Below are 12,818 nucleotides of genomic sequence, written 5' to 3' on the forward strand. Positions count from 1 at the left end.
ACCCCGGTCGAGGTTGAAGTCGGGTTTTGGGAACAAGATGAGTCCTGGGAAATAATGGAAAATAAGGTAAATGCCTAGGAACAAAACCCAGTACACTTCACGCCCGGGATATAGACCCCGCCCCCGGGCCAGACAAACCAGGGTGGGCATGAAGCACCTGAGCCACCCACCGGTCAAGCACCCCCTGGGTCTCAAGTTTCACATCGAGCATGGAAATAGACAGCGGCGGCTTAGACCCACGACGCGAACCACCACGCCCAGTAGAACCCCCAGCACCTCGGCTAGGAACCAACAAATCATCTAAGCCCGGGGCATGCCGTTCTAGATCATGCAGAGCCCTGCCCAACATAGAGAGCAATTGATCTTCCATCACAGAATCAGTCCTTCCTTCCAGAACCCTTAAGAGATCGAAGAGAACTGGCAAGACCAGACCAGAGCCTGCCAGGCCCAGACCCACCCGTACCGTTCCTACCCGTACCGACCCGACCCGACCCGGCCCGTCCCGTCCCGGACATTTCCTGGACGTCACCCTCCGGTTCTGATCCGCGGACAGAAAATGGATTAGAAAATATCGTTCTGTTACCTTGCTGTGACCTTTCCGTTATAATGCCTGATCGTGGCTGTTTTTTGCCTTGAGATTGTTGCGTTATAGCCGTACTCTCTTGCTGATTATGCGATGTTTTGTGCCCGAAGAGCTCTGCAGAGCTGGCATATAGCCACGCCGGGGCTTGATCATCTGGTACCGATGCAGGTGCCCCACAATCACTGTGGCCGACATCTGGAGCTTGCTGTTGTTTCTGGCGCGATTCTGCACGGCGTCGTTGTTCTTCGCGGAACTCACGACGTAGACGTGCGGCATCATCAACTGCATCTGTCTCCTGTCTTGTGCTCGGTTCAGCTATCGGTGGCGCGCAATCGACTGGCGCCGCAGACGGCGCCGATGGGGGCGACTTCGGTGGACTAGGCGCTCGCTCCAGGCGCTGCTTGGCTGCCTGCTGCGGGTGGGGCTTTTTCCGCTCCGGGGTGGGGTCATCGAAGCTAATCTCGGTTTGTTTCGGGGTGAGCTTTATCCCCTGCGATTGTGCCCACGAATTTCCGTTGATGTGCTCAATGGTTGAGTCCTCGTAGTAGACCTCTTCCCGGCTAGGAACAGGCAACGGCTGCCAATCACTGGTTGACTTGTTTTGTTCTTTCCGGATGGAGTTACACCCACGGCAAGCCACCACAACAGTATCGACGGTGGAATCTTCATGTCCGTTCAACGAATCGATGGTGCCACCGCGGGCAGAGCGACGATCTGAGAAGCTCACGGTCTTGCCACACCACCGACACACATCTCCATCTCGGACACGCGCAGCAATCGTGACTTCTGGATTGCGGGAATCTCGCTTACGGGCACGGTCAATTTCGACTTCAGCTTTCTTTCGCATGTGCAGCAGTTGCTCATCGGTGACGATCATGTGCTGTTTGCGCCCATCGCATTCGACTGGCTCCATGAGCCCGGCGTGGGTAAGCAGGTCGATCATGTACTGGTGCCGTCCGGGGGCAATGGTTGCCAGCAATCCAGTGGATACAACATAGTCAGTTAAGTGTTGTGCAGAGACAGACGATGCGAGAACTAAAAAGCCCCACGCTTCATTGCGTAGGGCATGGTCACCGTCGCAGGCTTCGAGCAATTCGAAGAGCTTCGGATGCGTTAGCGCACTGTCATCGATTCGCAGCCAAGCCATGACAGACTCCTAGATTTTCTGGTGAAGGTAGTGTTCGTATTTCGGTCGTTTGCTAGCGGTGCGGGTGATTCGATGACGTCGCGGGGGCGCGCTTGGTGGGGTTTTGTTTGCGCGCCAAAGCGGGATAGCACTCACTGCATAAGCCTTGGCCGCAATGTGCCAGCTGTCCCGGTTTCGGAGTTCTGGCGGCTCGCACCATTTTTTCCCCACAACCACGGCAATAGTGCTGGTATTCTCCATGGGCTTTATTCGCCATGGTCCAGACATCGCTATAGCGTCCAGCCATCACCCCGTCGACACGCAAGCCCTGGCGCTCCATGTCGTAGAGCGCACGCTCACACACATCGAGCAGTGGGCAACGGTGGCACAGAATCTTGGCTAGGCGGTGGCGTTCGGCAACGTCATCCTCGGTTTCGGTAGCGCGCCTGCCCTCCCAAAGGTTATTGCGACGATAGCCCCGTTGCTGGCAAACACCAATTTGATCATCATCTCTCGCTATCCAGGCCATTACACAGACCTCAACGGACGCGCCTGAACCACGTGGGAACCTGACGATTTCACGGCAGCTACATAATCATCTTCAAACGAGTCATGCTGGAGGCCGGGGGTGTCTTCTGTAGGCATTTCACCGGCAGGTGTTTTCGCAGCGACGGCACGCAATCGCACCATTTTCCCGTCAGCGGCAACCCACCCCACCTTGTTGTCCTGGTCTTCAACAACGCCTGTCACGGTTAGCGGTTCTTCCATGGCTGCTGCTACCGCGCCCACACGCTTGATCTGGCGTGGTGAAAGCAACACACCGCCGTTTTCAATGCTCGTGCGCTCGTCCCACCGGTCTACTACACCTGCTACATCTCCAATGGCAGTACCTTGGGCAGGGTGGTTCGCTCGGTGCACCTGGGCTCGGCGCAAGTTCAGCCCCAGGCCTGACTCGTCAGTGCGCACGATGGTGTCATCGCTAATGAACAAGCCAACAAGTGGGTCGTCTTCCGAGTCGGAAGGTTTCATCGCCATTGCGGAAAAGACCCGTGCGCTAGCAACGGAAACCTCGACAACGGCATCGCGCTCATAATCCAGATCCAGGTAACTAATTCCGACATCGGCGGCGAGGAAAATCTGGTCATCTTCATTGCGCGCACACACTGACATCCATTGATCGGAGAGATCAAAACGGAACTGGATAATATCGTTTGGTTCTTTGCCTGCGATGGCAATCGCAGCTTTGACTGCGCGTTGAAATTCAACGGCGTAGGCAACGACTTTTGATCTGTGCTTTGTGCTCATGGTTCGTCCTAATCGTTTTCTTCGTTATCTTCTAGTAGTGAGAGCTGGCCTGGCAGCACAATGTGTGAATCGCCTGGAGCGACAATCCATTGCCAGAGTTGGATCTTTCTCCGCTCCGGCAGGTCCTCCCACCATCGCTGCGCATCGGATAGCTGGCTCATGCTGTGTAGCGCTCGGTATCGATGCCGAGCTGTTCACATAGGCGGAGTGCGGCTGCCGGTAGCTTGCGTGGATATGGTCGGCATTTGGATTGATCATGGATACGCCATGTGGTGTAGCCCTGTTGCCTGGCCTGTTCGGCTTTATCTGGATGTATGGGCACCGCTACGTTGTTCATGATTCCGGTCTTGGCATCTGCATGCTTTTCGACGATATGGTTTCCGGTTACATCGTCGGCGGGCTCGAACTGGATCCAGTTGCCGTATTTGTTCAGTATCCACCGAATGCGTTTCCCGCACTCCCGGCAGTTATGAGCGGAGCTCATTACGTATCCTTTCGTGCTCACGCATCAGTTCGTCCCAATCTTGGAGCAACCGCAGCAAAGTTATGTTGGTGATGTCCTGGACGACGGCAATGAGGTAATTCAGATGTTCGGCGACGGTGAACGTGTCAATGCCGTCTTCTTTGAGCGCCTGCTTAATTTGCGCATGGAAGTCGTCGGCTGCGTTGTCAATCTTTTTCGGCGCCTGGGTGTAGACAATCTTGCCGTCACTGCGGCGATGGTAATTAGGCAGCTGCATGATCATCTCCTACCTGTGTTGCGTGCTTTTTGCTTTGGGCGCCATGTCCGAATAGTGCGGATTCGACGTCTGTGAGGTCTTCTTCCATTGCGTTGTGTGCTTCGGTGATTGCCGAGAGGGTGGTCTGCAGCTGGATTAGCCAGGAGACGACGATGACGAGCGCTACAAGTAGTGCGAGGAATGCTGCGATAATGAGGTCTGTCATGGGCTTTGTCCTATTTTTTGACTGAATTTGTGGTGTCGAATTGGTCGAGGAATGCGTCAACGCATTTGCTGGAGAATCGAACCGAGCGGCCAATTTTCCAGGGGCCGAGGTAGTCAAGTTCACCGGCTTCGGTTCTGCGGTAGATGGTCATTTTGGAAACTCCGAATATTTCTGCGATGTCTTCGACGCTGTACGCGAAGCTTGCTGCACGGGCATTCATGCTGTGGTTCTCCTTTCGTCAGATATGTGGGTCAGTGGCTTAGGTCGTAGATGTTGTCTGTTGCCAGCGCTTCGATTTCGGAGCGCAGGTAGAGAAGTTTGCGGCGGGTTAGGCGTACACGTTTGAGTCGGCCTTCGCGTGCCCAGCGGCGTAATGTGTCTGCGGATACTCGCAGGTATTCAGTGGCTTCAGCTACTGACATGTAGGGGCTGTTGATGTTGGTGGACATGGGCATTTCCTTTCGTTGGTGTGCTTAGATAAATCACATGGCTAACCCGGCAGAGATTCTTTTCAATCAGTTCAATGAGTGGCGCAAAGACCAATCCGCGAGTTCTTTACGCAAGGACACAAGGTCGTTGCAACGCCACCGCATCATGGTTGGGCACCTCAACGACGTCGAAAAGCTGTTGTCGGTGATGGAAAAAGACGGCAAACGCGTGCAGTCGTTTAGGAAGTATTTCCCTGTCTGGTCACGGTTTCTTTTTGCATACCCTGATGGCTGGAGTATTAGCTCGAACACATTAATCAGCGTCACAGATCTTGATGCACTCGATATGCTGATTGATCCAATTGATAGCTACTGCTTGCACGCAGATGAAGAGAAGTTCGACGACCTTAAGGCTTATCTCGATCGGGTTAAGCAAGCCCTGGACGATGACGAGACTCTCCCATCCACGGTTAAGCTGTCCACACGGACGCTTGTCGAAAATCTTGTAACCATCATTGATTCCTATGCCATTTATGGAGATGTTCGGCTGGACGATGCTTTGCAGCGTCTGCTTGGGAATCTCGCGATGGTTGCTATGCAAAGCAAGAAGTCCGATATCTGGCGCAAGATTCTCGACAGATTCGTTTTTCCCTGGCTTGCAAATCAGCTTCCGGGCTTGCCGATGGCGGAAGTCCTTAGGTCTCTGGTGGGTTAAATTTCATGGCTTTTTCCAAAGCTTCTTCCCTGGCGAGGTAGACCGCCCGTGCGGAAATTTCACCATGCATGATCTCGTCGTAGACGTTGTCTAGAGTCCAGACCACTGCCAGGAGTTCTGCTCGGGTGATGTCTTCGGGAATGAATGAGCGTGGCATTGTTTCTCCTTGGTTTCCACGTGATTTATCGCTATTGAGTTCTCTGTGATGTTTCATGTGATTAGTTCTTGGAATGCGCAGGCAGTAATCCGACAACCTGGTAATTTTTGGTTATGGGGTACTTGCATTTACAGCCATTTTTTGATCTTTACTTTGAGCTAGACGACGTTTCGGTAGCCAGTGTTTTTGAAGCCGCGCAGCAGGGTTTGCGCGAAGGGATGTTTATCTCCCTCTGTGGTGCAGACGGAGAGAGTGGGGGTTACCTCGAAGTTGATGCTGCACTCTTCGTTCCCGAGGTCACCGCCCGCGACGGCACAAAGATCGTTGATGGCGGCCTCCAGCTCTGGCTTAAACCGCTTTTTGTCGATGAGCCCGTTGCCGCTGATGAAGTACTCGTCGACCAGCTTTTGAAAGTCATGAAGGAAACTGACGGCTGTATCGTTATCGGTGCTGATAACGAGCTTGTGTTGAGTCTGGAGCGCGCACAGCAGCTTAGGCTTCAGGCTCGCAGGGTCAATCCGTTTGAGGACATCGTTTTTCCTAATCCATCCCATGATGATTAGTCCTATCTGTGGTTTGATGACGGGCGGGTATTCTGGATGCTGTCGTGAACTGTGCCGAGAAAAGGTAATGATTGTGGAACTCCGTGATGGTTGTTGGACTTCAAGAACTCAAAGAACCATTTGCGAAGAAATAATCTCCACCGCTAGACGCATTGAGTATGGTGATGGCAACTACCAGGAACTTGCACGCAAGATTCAGGAGTCCGCAAGAGAGCTAGCTCGCTATTCTCGATAGGGTTTGTTGGAATTCTTTGATTTCTTCGCGGCTTAGATCGAAGCAGTGAATCTTTTCCGGGAAGTGCATTGCGATTCTTTCTTCACCGGAGATTCGGTAACGGTAAATCCATATTCCAAAGGCCGTTGCCCCGGTGTCTTTGCTTTCACTCATAGTTCTCTCTCTTTTGGTCGATGAAGTTTGTAGAATTTCCGGTCATGGATTTCTCTTCCCTGGATTACGACCTGCTCATTTCGCTTGTCGCTTTGAGCTTTGCTCCCATCACCGTCTGGTTGGCTAGAGCGCAGCTGGCTCATGCCAGAGATTCCGAGATTGGTCGAAGCTTAGGAATCGAATTTCAAAAAACCGGTGAATTGGTGAACGACAATGCCGGTGAAGTAGTCAACGACAATGTGGTTGTGGCTGTGCAGTTAACCAATATGGGCATAGCTACAATTCCGAAGCTTTGGTGCTCAATCGTGGCGGGGGATCACTATTGGCACTTGGATCCTGTGTATGGTCTAGCTCCTGGAGAACACACTGCTGTTGTTCGTTTAGAGCTAGAGCGTATAAGCCTGGACGATGTGTTTTTGCATGTTGCATGGCCAGTTCCGGAGACTCTAGGCAAACGTAAGGGGCTTCGCTATCAAGCAGTACGCATGAATCTGGATCAAGAACTTCAACGATGGCGTTGGAAACCCATGGCACGCGTTTTTCGTGGATTGCATAAGGGCCGTCGCCCCATGGGTGTGTGGAAATCGTTTTCGCCTCGGTCTTATTCTGCGAAGAATTTGCCTGGCTGGCCTGTTGGGTCTCCTGTTGATTCTTTATCTTGGTCAGAAGGTGTACGCAATAAGCTGATATTGCCAAAGAAAAACCAGCCGTAATCATGGTGATGGTTTCCATTAGTCCTCCCTCCCCTAGGCGGCGGTCTTGCCGTTTTCTTCACTGAAGAACATTTGGTCAAGGGCTGTACCCGTAATTTCTTTAAGTTTGAGAAGCGTCACGATGTCCGGAACTGACTTCCCGGCGCGATAATTTCGGATTGTGCTTCCAGTTCGATTGAGAAATGCCTGTCCGAGCTGTTCATCACTGCGCGATCCCGTAATCTTTTTCGCTCGGTCAAGAACTTCTGGGTTTAGCTGAATCATGCTGATCTCCTAGACTTTTTGGTCAACTGTTAGACAGTATGGCTATAACTAAGCCATTTTGTCAAACATAATCCTCATTCAAGACATAACCGCAGGTAATTAACTAGACATAATGACTAACTAGCTGTACTCTTGCGCTCATGGATCACAGAGCTTGGTTTGAGACCGCGACTGATAATGCGACAGTGAACGCTGCAGCGAAGACCGCCGGTATTGTTCAGCGAACCCTCGCGCGACAGCTTGAAAGAAACCAGATAAGTGCGGAGAGCGTGATTTCAATAGCGGAGGCTTACGGCCTGCATCCCGTTGGAGCGTTAGTTGATACCGGCTTTCTCAATGAGAAGTGGGCCACCGCAATTGATCCGTCTCATGCCCTCCGTAAGGTAGACGAAGAAACGCTTGCCTACGAGGTGTTACGCCGAATGAAGATCGGAGCAAAGACAGATGTATTCACCACTCCGGTCGACGAGCTTTCAGATCGGCGCGAAAGAACTTCCGAAATGCCGTTGACGGCGGTGGCGTATAACGGCCCGGACGAGGATGCACAACGCGGCGATGGTGAATAATCCAGAACTACACCGCATCGCCGAAGCACATGGGGTAAAACTTGTGCGGCACACCGGTGGGCCACCAGGCTGGTACGACCATGCACGTCGCACGATAAGCACCAGGCGCGGCCAGTCAATCCAGCAATACCGCAGCGTGCTTGCACATGAACTAGCGCACGCGGTTTACGGTGACGTGCCGGTCGATAACGGGTTTTTCAATCTGCGGCAGGAAGCGCGCGCGGATAGGTGGGCGGCGAAGTTACTGATCTCGCCTGTGGAGTTTGCGTTAGCCGCGCAGTGGCATGGTGATTGTTTGCCCGCGGTTGCTGACGAGTTGGAGGTTACCCAGCACCTACTTGAGGTGTGGGTCGAAGCCCGGCAGCGGCGACAGCTGACCTAGCCCGGCACGGGCATGGTTGGTCTGGTTTTTGCGTTTTGGTGAAATCTGGGGAATTAGACCGTGGTGAGGTTGTTCGGAAACTCCGAAAGGAACCAGGTCAGAGCGCCCACGGTAGAGCATTAGATCACTACAATCTTGATGCAATCCGTGAGTGTGGCGACCCGGCACTGCATCAGCTTGGCACTAGCTTCTTTACCGATGGAACTAGCGGGTGGACGCAGCAATGTGCAGACGAAATGGGATCCTAAAAATTTAGGGTGGTGCAGAACTGAACAAAGGTTGAACTCTTAGGCAATTTCTAAGAGTTCAACCCGCGGGTTCATACAAACAGCGGGGTTAGAACAAGAGCTATGCGTAGATTCACGCAATCTTTGAAGATTCTTCCAGTTGACGCCTGAAATGCTTCTTCATGAGCTCTTCATCGATAACGACATCGGAGCTCGCACGTGGCCGAACGCCCGCTTGTTCACGGGTGAATGTCCAGGGCGAATCCGGCATATGGGTCAATTCACTAAGGTCCGTTCCGCTTAATGCACCATAATTAGTCAACACACCGTCAACAACAAGTTTCTCGAGTTCCCCCAAGTTCTCCGGGTCTCCGATCCAGGACGAGACATGAAACTGTCCCTTATGGCGCGAAAATAGGTCGCGGTTGACTGGACCATGGCGCCAGGCCTGAAATTCAGCGTTGAACAACGGCTTTTCAAGCAATGCGAGCGACCAACCTTGCGAGAAATATGCCAATTTCTGCAGTTTCATTGCAGAAATCGGTTTCCCAAAATAGCGAACAATATAGGCGGCAACATCGTGAATAGTCGTATTATGCATGACTGCCACCTCCATCCCGACTGTCGCGTTCAGCCGCAAGTCTACTCTTAATCTGCCTATAAATCTCTGGCATTACGTCTTGCGTATCTTGCCCTCCTTTTCGGATTGTTGCAAATCCGACCTCAAACGCCTTGGCGATACCTAAATAAATTTCACGGTCATAGGTATAGAATTTCCGTTTTTCCGGGTAATCAATAGTTATTACCCCTCGAAGTCTCCGCTCTTGTTCACCGCCTACCCGTGCGCTCTCAATTGGAATGACAACAAACGACTGATACCCATTATGTATATTCGGATTTATCGCAACCAAGTCTTTATGCTCTTCTTGGACATCCTCGACAACGATTATTTGGCGTTCGCCCACAACGGCCCCCAACAGAGCCCTCCCCTCTTCGGTATTCCTGTCGAAGTATTCTCGTGCATCACCAGGACGGCCGTGACACTTTATAAGCTCAAACCGGTCACGATCTTCGTCTTCTTTGTCTTCTTCCATAAGCGCATACTTATAAACGCATATCCGGGCATCATCGCTCAATGCGCTCGATGTGCATGCAACCAGGTCATTTAGCAGTGCATCTTTATGATGGTCGAGCATGTCAGATTGGATATAGTCCGAAATTGGCTGGATAAACCCCGGCACTGCCGATGTAAATCGGCGCATATAATCCAACGGATTCGCCTTATTCCGAAGTATTAAATTCGTGAGATTTGGCGCGAATACACCAGCAGCGATAAATAACAGCAACAATGACGAGAACGCCCATTGTCCTTCGCCTAACGCCGGCGGTAACAACCCGGAACAAATAATGCCCGAAACACGGAAAGTACCCTCAATACTATGGCGCTTTGTCTCTTTTGGTTTCCGGAATTCGTTCTTATTTTGAGCAGGCTTTCTAAAAAATTTATTCCGCCTTTTCATACCGCATTCCACCCTGGCACACAGGCCTGTTGATTAAGCATCTGTTCCTCTCATCAATTAAGAATTGGATTTTGAGTTCTGCACCATCAAAGCTCTACTTCTGGCGCTATTCACCAAGCAAAGAATCCACACGCCCAAAGATTTCTTTCGTCTTCGTCTGACTTGCACGCATATACGTCTCAGTAATCGTCTTGAGATCCACCTGGCCCAGAATCTCACCAATCGCAGCCGGGGTCATACCTTGTTCCGCCAGCGTCGTAATCAACCACACTCGCCCATAATGCGGCGTAATGCGCACATCACCATACCCGGCGCGGGTTTTTGCCTTGTTTTGTGCGGTTCGGTAGGTGGTGTCCATGAGTAGGCGGCCGGTGGGTGTGGTGGTGACCCAGGCTGTGGGGGCGGTGCCTGTGTAGGTGCCTAGGTGATGACGGATGGTGTTGTGGAAGCGGGTGAAGATGGGGACTTCGCGGCGGCCGGCGTCTGTTTTGGGGTTGGGGTCGTAGACCATGCCTTCGCCGTGTTTGCGCCAGGCGGTGCCTTGGATGTGGATTGTCATGGTTGTGCCGGTGTCGGTGATGTCGCAGCGTCGTAGGCCAAGGGCTTCGCCGATGCGTAGGCCGTGGAAAAGGGTGAATATTGTGATGAGTTTGTAGCGTTCGGGCATTTCATTGACGATGGCGTTCATGACGTCGGTGTCTGGGAGTTTTTTGCGGTGTGGTTTTGGTTTTTGGATTGCGGATATGTTGGCTGCTGGGTTGGTGGGGATTATTTCGCGTTCGACGGCTGCGACGAGTGCTGTGTGGAGTCTTCTGAATGCGGCGTAGCTGGTGGACTGTATGCCGTATTTGGCGGCTAGTGCGTCCCACCAGTCGATAATGTCGCGGCGGGATAGTTCTTCGAGGGGCACAGCTTTGAGTTTTGCCGCGCGTCCGGTGGTGTTGAGGATTCGGTTACCGACTGATTTGCGGTAGTCCTGCATTGTGGAGGGCTTAAGGATGTGGCTTTGGGTTTCAAGCCATTGTTCTAGCCAACTGCCTAGTGTGTATGCCGGAGCGGTGTCTTGCTGTTTTTGTTCCGCGCGTTGTTTTGGTGGGCTCCAGGAGTCGAACTCGATGAGTTTGCGTTCGCCTTTGAGCCAGGCGGCTGCGTCGTCGTAGTCAAAGAATGTGGTTGGCGCCTTGTGTGCGCTGCCGTCTGGTCCGACGTAACGGGCGCGCCACTTGCCGGAGGGTAGTTGTTCGATTGATCCAAATTTCCGTTTGGTGGCCATGGTTGGGTCTCCTGGCGTGGAATTGTCGTGGAAGATTTGTGGAAGATCATGGCATATATGGAATATTTATGGAAGATGAACACCCCCACATGCACGCCTATGCACGCTACTGCACAGTTAGCATAACCGCAGTACACGTGGTGATTGCATGAGAAAAGCCCAGGTTATTGCTAACCTGGGCTACCCCCATATTGTGGAGCTGCCGGGACTTGAACCCGGGTCCTTCGTTGTATCGCCAGGGCTTCTCCGTGCGCAGTTCGCGGATGATCCTTGCTCGGCCCTCCGACTCGCACGAACACGTCTCGGAAGATGGGCCCAGTTATCAGTGAGTGTCCCTACTGGCCCTGATAACTCAGCCAGCAGGCTAGCTCTTTAGTCGATGCCAGGTTCCAAGCCAAGAGCATAACTTGGGCTGACAGACACGCGGTCGCTGCGATTTAATTAGGCAGCGAGGGCGTAGTCACGCTGAGAGTTCTTCTCTGCGTTTATTTGAGTTGTAACGCCGCTTACGGTGGCCGTTACCTTACACCGGCACGCTTCCCCTGGCTCAACAGACGAAGTCGAAACCAAATCAACCCCGCTGTTAGGGAAACCCTGTCGCTTCAGCATACACCGAACCCCAGGTAGCAGCAATCTCACCCCAGGTAGCAGCAATCCCACAGTAAGCAGCGGGCAGTGCACAACGGGATTCCGTTAGCATGAACCAATGCGAACAAAAGTCTTGCTCATCTCCGCGTTAACCACGAGCCTGCTCTTGGCAGCGTGTACACAACCCGACGAGGCGGCAGACCCGTTGGCTTCTTCTAGTAGCACCTCGCGGCAGTTCCCCACCGCCGACGCTGACGCGCACGAGCTTCTGCGCGGAATAACGGTCAGCAACCTCGTCGACAAGCAATCGCAAGATACCGCACGCGCTGCACTAGCCGATGCCGGTGTGCCAGAGCAGAGCATCACGCGGTTTTTCGAGCTGGTCGACGAATACAACACAGCCGTTCCCACAGACAGCCTGGTCAGCGATGGATTCACCGACTATGGCACACAGGATCCGGACTATGACGTCGCGGCGCTCACCACCGCCTGGCAACAACACCACGCAAATTACGCGGGCACCAACTGCCGGATTAACACCTTCACGCTGGCAGATTCGCTGTTCAGAGTGAATGACCAGGACAACCCAAACGAATCCTTGCTGTTCATCGACCAGGAATCTCTGAACAACGCCCCGGGCGAAATCCTGGATGAACAAGAGCGCCGGAAATTCGCCGCGTTCTATAGCAACATCCCGACGACCAACCAGCAGGATCCAGCCCAACACATCGCGGATATTCACACGCATTTCGACGAGCGCGGCATCGACTTTGCAGACACCAACGCGCGGGTGATCTCGATGTTCTCACACGATACCTTGACCGATCCGGCCACCTTATTCATCGGACATACCGGCGTCGCAGTACCGCTTGACGACGGCTACCTGTTCCTCGAAAAAATCGCTTTCGACATGCCCTATCAGGCCATCACCGTGCGCGATCTCCAGCAGCTTAATGATTATCTGATGCAGAAATACGACGACGGGCCGGACCTGGAGTACGGTCGTCCCGTCATCTTCGATAACGACGAAGTTATCGCGGGCATGCGGTTTGCCAACAAGTAGTTAACACAGCGT

The 12,818-nt window shown here is 52.8% G+C and carries 22 protein-coding genes and 1 other RNA gene; 6 read left to right on the forward strand and 17 right to left on the reverse strand.

Annotated features, from left to right (window positions below):
* Positions 1 to 97: 97 nt before the first annotated feature.
* From U1140_RS03345 to U1140_RS03390, 10 genes are read right to left on the reverse strand one after another with little or no spacing between them, the layout of a single operon-like run.
* Positions 98 to 373 (reverse strand): hypothetical protein, encoded by a 276-nt coding sequence (locus U1140_RS03345; RefSeq protein WP_369846060.1) that lies wholly within the window; start codon positions 371 to 373, stop codon positions 98 to 100.
* Between the two features lie 4 nt (positions 374 to 377).
* On the reverse strand, positions 378 to 1,730 hold the full coding sequence (locus tag U1140_RS03350; RefSeq protein ID WP_369846061.1) for a hypothetical protein: 1,353 nt from the start codon (positions 1,728 to 1,730) through the stop codon (positions 378 to 380).
* Between the two features lie 52 nt (positions 1,731 to 1,782).
* Complete coding sequence (locus U1140_RS03355; RefSeq protein WP_369846062.1) at positions 1,783 to 2,238, reverse strand: hypothetical protein; 456 nt, start codon at positions 2,236 to 2,238, stop codon at positions 1,783 to 1,785.
* Positions 2,238 to 3,014 (reverse strand): hypothetical protein, encoded by a 777-nt coding sequence (locus tag U1140_RS03360; protein WP_369846064.1) that lies wholly within the window; start codon positions 3,012 to 3,014, stop codon positions 2,238 to 2,240. The genes U1140_RS03355 and U1140_RS03360 overlap by 1 nt, the downstream gene beginning before the upstream one ends.
* An 8-nt stretch (positions 3,015 to 3,022) precedes the next feature.
* Positions 3,023 to 3,175, reverse strand: coding sequence for a hypothetical protein (locus tag U1140_RS03365; protein WP_284814052.1), 153 nt, complete (start codon positions 3,173 to 3,175; stop codon positions 3,023 to 3,025).
* Positions 3,172 to 3,498: a hypothetical protein gene (locus tag U1140_RS03370; protein ID WP_369846065.1), complete on the reverse strand. Its 327-nt coding sequence runs from the start codon at positions 3,496 to 3,498 to the stop codon at positions 3,172 to 3,174. The genes U1140_RS03365 and U1140_RS03370 overlap by 4 nt, the downstream gene beginning before the upstream one ends.
* Entirely contained in the window at positions 3,482 to 3,754 is a 273-nt protein-coding gene (locus U1140_RS03375) for a hypothetical protein (protein ID WP_369846066.1), read from the reverse strand. The genes U1140_RS03370 and U1140_RS03375 overlap by 17 nt, the downstream gene beginning before the upstream one ends.
* On the reverse strand, positions 3,741 to 3,959 hold the full coding sequence (locus U1140_RS03380; RefSeq protein WP_369846068.1) for a hypothetical protein: 219 nt from the start codon (positions 3,957 to 3,959) through the stop codon (positions 3,741 to 3,743). The genes U1140_RS03375 and U1140_RS03380 overlap by 14 nt, the downstream gene beginning before the upstream one ends.
* Before the next feature lie 10 nt (positions 3,960 to 3,969).
* Positions 3,970 to 4,179: a helix-turn-helix domain-containing protein gene (locus tag U1140_RS03385; RefSeq protein ID WP_369846069.1), complete on the reverse strand. Its 210-nt coding sequence runs from the start codon at positions 4,177 to 4,179 to the stop codon at positions 3,970 to 3,972.
* Between the two features lie 31 nt (positions 4,180 to 4,210).
* Positions 4,211 to 4,408 carry a helix-turn-helix domain-containing protein gene (locus U1140_RS03390; RefSeq protein WP_284596538.1) on the reverse strand — a complete coding sequence of 66 codons (198 nt, stop codon included), beginning with the start codon at positions 4,406 to 4,408 and terminating at the stop codon, positions 4,211 to 4,213.
* Positions 4,409 to 4,445: 37 nt separating this feature from the next.
* Between U1140_RS03390 and U1140_RS03395 the strand changes: the two genes are divergently transcribed.
* On the forward strand, positions 4,446 to 5,102 hold the full coding sequence (locus tag U1140_RS03395; RefSeq protein ID WP_369846071.1) for a hypothetical protein: 657 nt from the start codon (positions 4,446 to 4,448) through the stop codon (positions 5,100 to 5,102).
* Here U1140_RS03395 and U1140_RS03400 read toward each other — a convergent pair.
* Positions 5,083 to 5,259 carry a hypothetical protein gene (locus U1140_RS03400; RefSeq protein ID WP_284817883.1) on the reverse strand — a complete coding sequence of 59 codons (177 nt, stop codon included), beginning with the start codon at positions 5,257 to 5,259 and terminating at the stop codon, positions 5,083 to 5,085. The two genes, U1140_RS03395 and U1140_RS03400, sit on opposite strands and share 20 nt — an antisense overlap.
* Positions 5,260 to 5,372: 113 nt before the next feature.
* Between U1140_RS03400 and U1140_RS03405 the strand changes: the two genes are divergently transcribed.
* Positions 5,373 to 5,822, forward strand: a complete 450-nt coding sequence (locus U1140_RS03405) for a hypothetical protein (protein WP_369846073.1) — start codon at positions 5,373 to 5,375, stop codon at positions 5,820 to 5,822.
* A gap of 214 nt (positions 5,823 to 6,036) precedes the next feature.
* Here the strand turns inward: U1140_RS03405 and U1140_RS03410 are convergent, their stop codons facing one another.
* Positions 6,037 to 6,210 (reverse strand): hypothetical protein, encoded by a 174-nt coding sequence (locus tag U1140_RS03410; protein ID WP_284873053.1) that lies wholly within the window; start codon positions 6,208 to 6,210, stop codon positions 6,037 to 6,039.
* A gap of 44 nt (positions 6,211 to 6,254) precedes the next feature.
* Here U1140_RS03410 and U1140_RS03415 point away from each other — a divergent pair, with 44 nt between their 5' ends.
* Positions 6,255 to 6,923 (forward strand): hypothetical protein, encoded by a 669-nt coding sequence (locus tag U1140_RS03415; protein ID WP_369846074.1) that lies wholly within the window; start codon positions 6,255 to 6,257, stop codon positions 6,921 to 6,923.
* 33 nt (positions 6,924 to 6,956) lie between these two features.
* On the opposite strand, the gene U1140_RS03420 is transcribed toward U1140_RS03415, so the two are convergent.
* A complete protein-coding gene (locus U1140_RS03420; RefSeq protein WP_369846075.1) occupies positions 6,957 to 7,187 on the reverse strand; it encodes a hypothetical protein in 231 nt (76 codons plus the stop codon).
* Between the two features lie 269 nt (positions 7,188 to 7,456).
* Between U1140_RS03420 and U1140_RS03425 the strand changes: the two genes are divergently transcribed.
* Positions 7,457 to 7,753 carry a hypothetical protein gene (locus U1140_RS03425; RefSeq protein ID WP_284817893.1) on the forward strand — a complete coding sequence of 99 codons (297 nt, stop codon included), beginning with the start codon at positions 7,457 to 7,459 and terminating at the stop codon, positions 7,751 to 7,753.
* Positions 7,743 to 8,135 (forward strand): ImmA/IrrE family metallo-endopeptidase, encoded by a 393-nt coding sequence (locus tag U1140_RS03430; RefSeq protein ID WP_369846077.1) that lies wholly within the window; start codon positions 7,743 to 7,745, stop codon positions 8,133 to 8,135. Before U1140_RS03425 ends, U1140_RS03430 begins: the two co-directional genes overlap by 11 nt.
* Before the next feature lie 360 nt (positions 8,136 to 8,495).
* Here the strand turns inward: U1140_RS03430 and U1140_RS03435 are convergent, their stop codons facing one another.
* From U1140_RS03435 to ssrA, 4 genes are all read right to left on the reverse strand, one after another.
* On the reverse strand, positions 8,496 to 8,963 hold the full coding sequence (locus U1140_RS03435; protein ID WP_249617518.1) for a Panacea domain-containing protein: 468 nt from the start codon (positions 8,961 to 8,963) through the stop codon (positions 8,496 to 8,498).
* On the reverse strand, positions 8,956 to 9,882 hold the full coding sequence (locus U1140_RS03440) for a hypothetical protein (RefSeq protein WP_369846079.1): 927 nt from the start codon (positions 9,880 to 9,882) through the stop codon (positions 8,956 to 8,958). The genes U1140_RS03435 and U1140_RS03440 overlap by 8 nt, the downstream gene beginning before the upstream one ends.
* A 106-nt stretch (positions 9,883 to 9,988) precedes the next feature.
* Positions 9,989 to 11,155, reverse strand: a complete 1,167-nt coding sequence (locus tag U1140_RS03445; RefSeq protein WP_369846080.1) for a tyrosine-type recombinase/integrase — start codon at positions 11,153 to 11,155, stop codon at positions 9,989 to 9,991.
* A gap of 191 nt (positions 11,156 to 11,346) precedes the next feature.
* Positions 11,347 to 11,734: a transfer-messenger RNA gene (gene ssrA / locus U1140_RS03450) on the reverse strand.
* Positions 11,735 to 11,861: 127 nt separating this feature from the next.
* Between ssrA and U1140_RS03455 the strand changes: the two genes are divergently transcribed.
* Positions 11,862 to 12,806, forward strand: coding sequence for a DUF4300 family protein (locus tag U1140_RS03455; RefSeq protein ID WP_369846082.1), 945 nt, complete (start codon positions 11,862 to 11,864; stop codon positions 12,804 to 12,806).
* Positions 12,807 to 12,818: the final 12 nt, after the last annotated feature.

This window comes from Corynebacterium drakensteinense (genome assembly GCF_041224285.1).
In the GTDB taxonomy this organism is placed as follows: Bacteria; Actinomycetota; Actinomycetes; order Mycobacteriales; family Mycobacteriaceae; genus Corynebacterium.

Excerpts from the sequence above, each read along its gene's own strand:
- U1140_RS03420 (WP_369846075.1), bottom strand. The coding sequence starts at position 7,187 with ATGATTCAGCTAAACCCAGAAGTTCTTGACCGAGCGAAAAAGATTACG.
- U1140_RS03405 (WP_369846073.1), top strand. The coding sequence starts at position 5,373 with ATGGGGTACTTGCATTTACAGCCATTTTTTGATCTTTACTTTGAGCTA.
- U1140_RS03400 (WP_284817883.1), bottom strand. The coding sequence starts at position 5,259 with ATGCCACGCTCATTCATTCCCGAAGACATCACCCGAGCAGAACTCCTG.
- U1140_RS03390 (WP_284596538.1), bottom strand. The coding sequence starts at position 4,408 with ATGTCCACCAACATCAACAGCCCCTACATGTCAGTAGCTGAAGCCACT.
- U1140_RS03385 (WP_369846069.1), bottom strand. The coding sequence starts at position 4,179 with ATGAATGCCCGTGCAGCAAGCTTCGCGTACAGCGTCGAAGACATCGCA.
- U1140_RS03380 (WP_369846068.1), bottom strand. The coding sequence starts at position 3,959 with ATGACAGACCTCATTATCGCAGCATTCCTCGCACTACTTGTAGCGCTC.
- U1140_RS03370 (WP_369846065.1), bottom strand. The coding sequence starts at position 3,498 with ATGAGCTCCGCTCATAACTGCCGGGAGTGCGGGAAACGCATTCGGTGG.
- U1140_RS03350 (WP_369846061.1), bottom strand. The coding sequence starts at position 1,730 with ATGGCTTGGCTGCGAATCGATGACAGTGCGCTAACGCATCCGAAGCTC.
- U1140_RS03360 (WP_369846064.1), bottom strand. The coding sequence starts at position 3,014 with ATGAGCACAAAGCACAGATCAAAAGTCGTTGCCTACGCCGTTGAATTT.
- U1140_RS03410 (WP_284873053.1), bottom strand. The coding sequence starts at position 6,210 with ATGAGTGAAAGCAAAGACACCGGGGCAACGGCCTTTGGAATATGGATT.
- U1140_RS03415 (WP_369846074.1), top strand. The coding sequence starts at position 6,255 with ATGGATTTCTCTTCCCTGGATTACGACCTGCTCATTTCGCTTGTCGCT.
- U1140_RS03455 (WP_369846082.1), top strand. The coding sequence starts at position 11,862 with ATGCGAACAAAAGTCTTGCTCATCTCCGCGTTAACCACGAGCCTGCTC.
- U1140_RS03355 (WP_369846062.1), bottom strand. The coding sequence starts at position 2,238 with ATGGCCTGGATAGCGAGAGATGATGATCAAATTGGTGTTTGCCAGCAA.
- U1140_RS03430 (WP_369846077.1), top strand. The coding sequence starts at position 7,743 with ATGGTGAATAATCCAGAACTACACCGCATCGCCGAAGCACATGGGGTA.
- U1140_RS03440 (WP_369846079.1), bottom strand. The coding sequence starts at position 9,882 with ATGAAAAGGCGGAATAAATTTTTTAGAAAGCCTGCTCAAAATAAGAAC.
- U1140_RS03395 (WP_369846071.1), top strand. The coding sequence starts at position 4,446 with ATGGCTAACCCGGCAGAGATTCTTTTCAATCAGTTCAATGAGTGGCGC.
- U1140_RS03435 (WP_249617518.1), bottom strand. The coding sequence starts at position 8,963 with ATGCATAATACGACTATTCACGATGTTGCCGCCTATATTGTTCGCTAT.
- U1140_RS03445 (WP_369846080.1), bottom strand. The coding sequence starts at position 11,155 with ATGGCCACCAAACGGAAATTTGGATCAATCGAACAACTACCCTCCGGC.
- U1140_RS03375 (WP_369846066.1), bottom strand. The coding sequence starts at position 3,754 with ATGCAGCTGCCTAATTACCATCGCCGCAGTGACGGCAAGATTGTCTAC.
- U1140_RS03365 (WP_284814052.1), bottom strand. The coding sequence starts at position 3,175 with ATGAGCCAGCTATCCGATGCGCAGCGATGGTGGGAGGACCTGCCGGAG.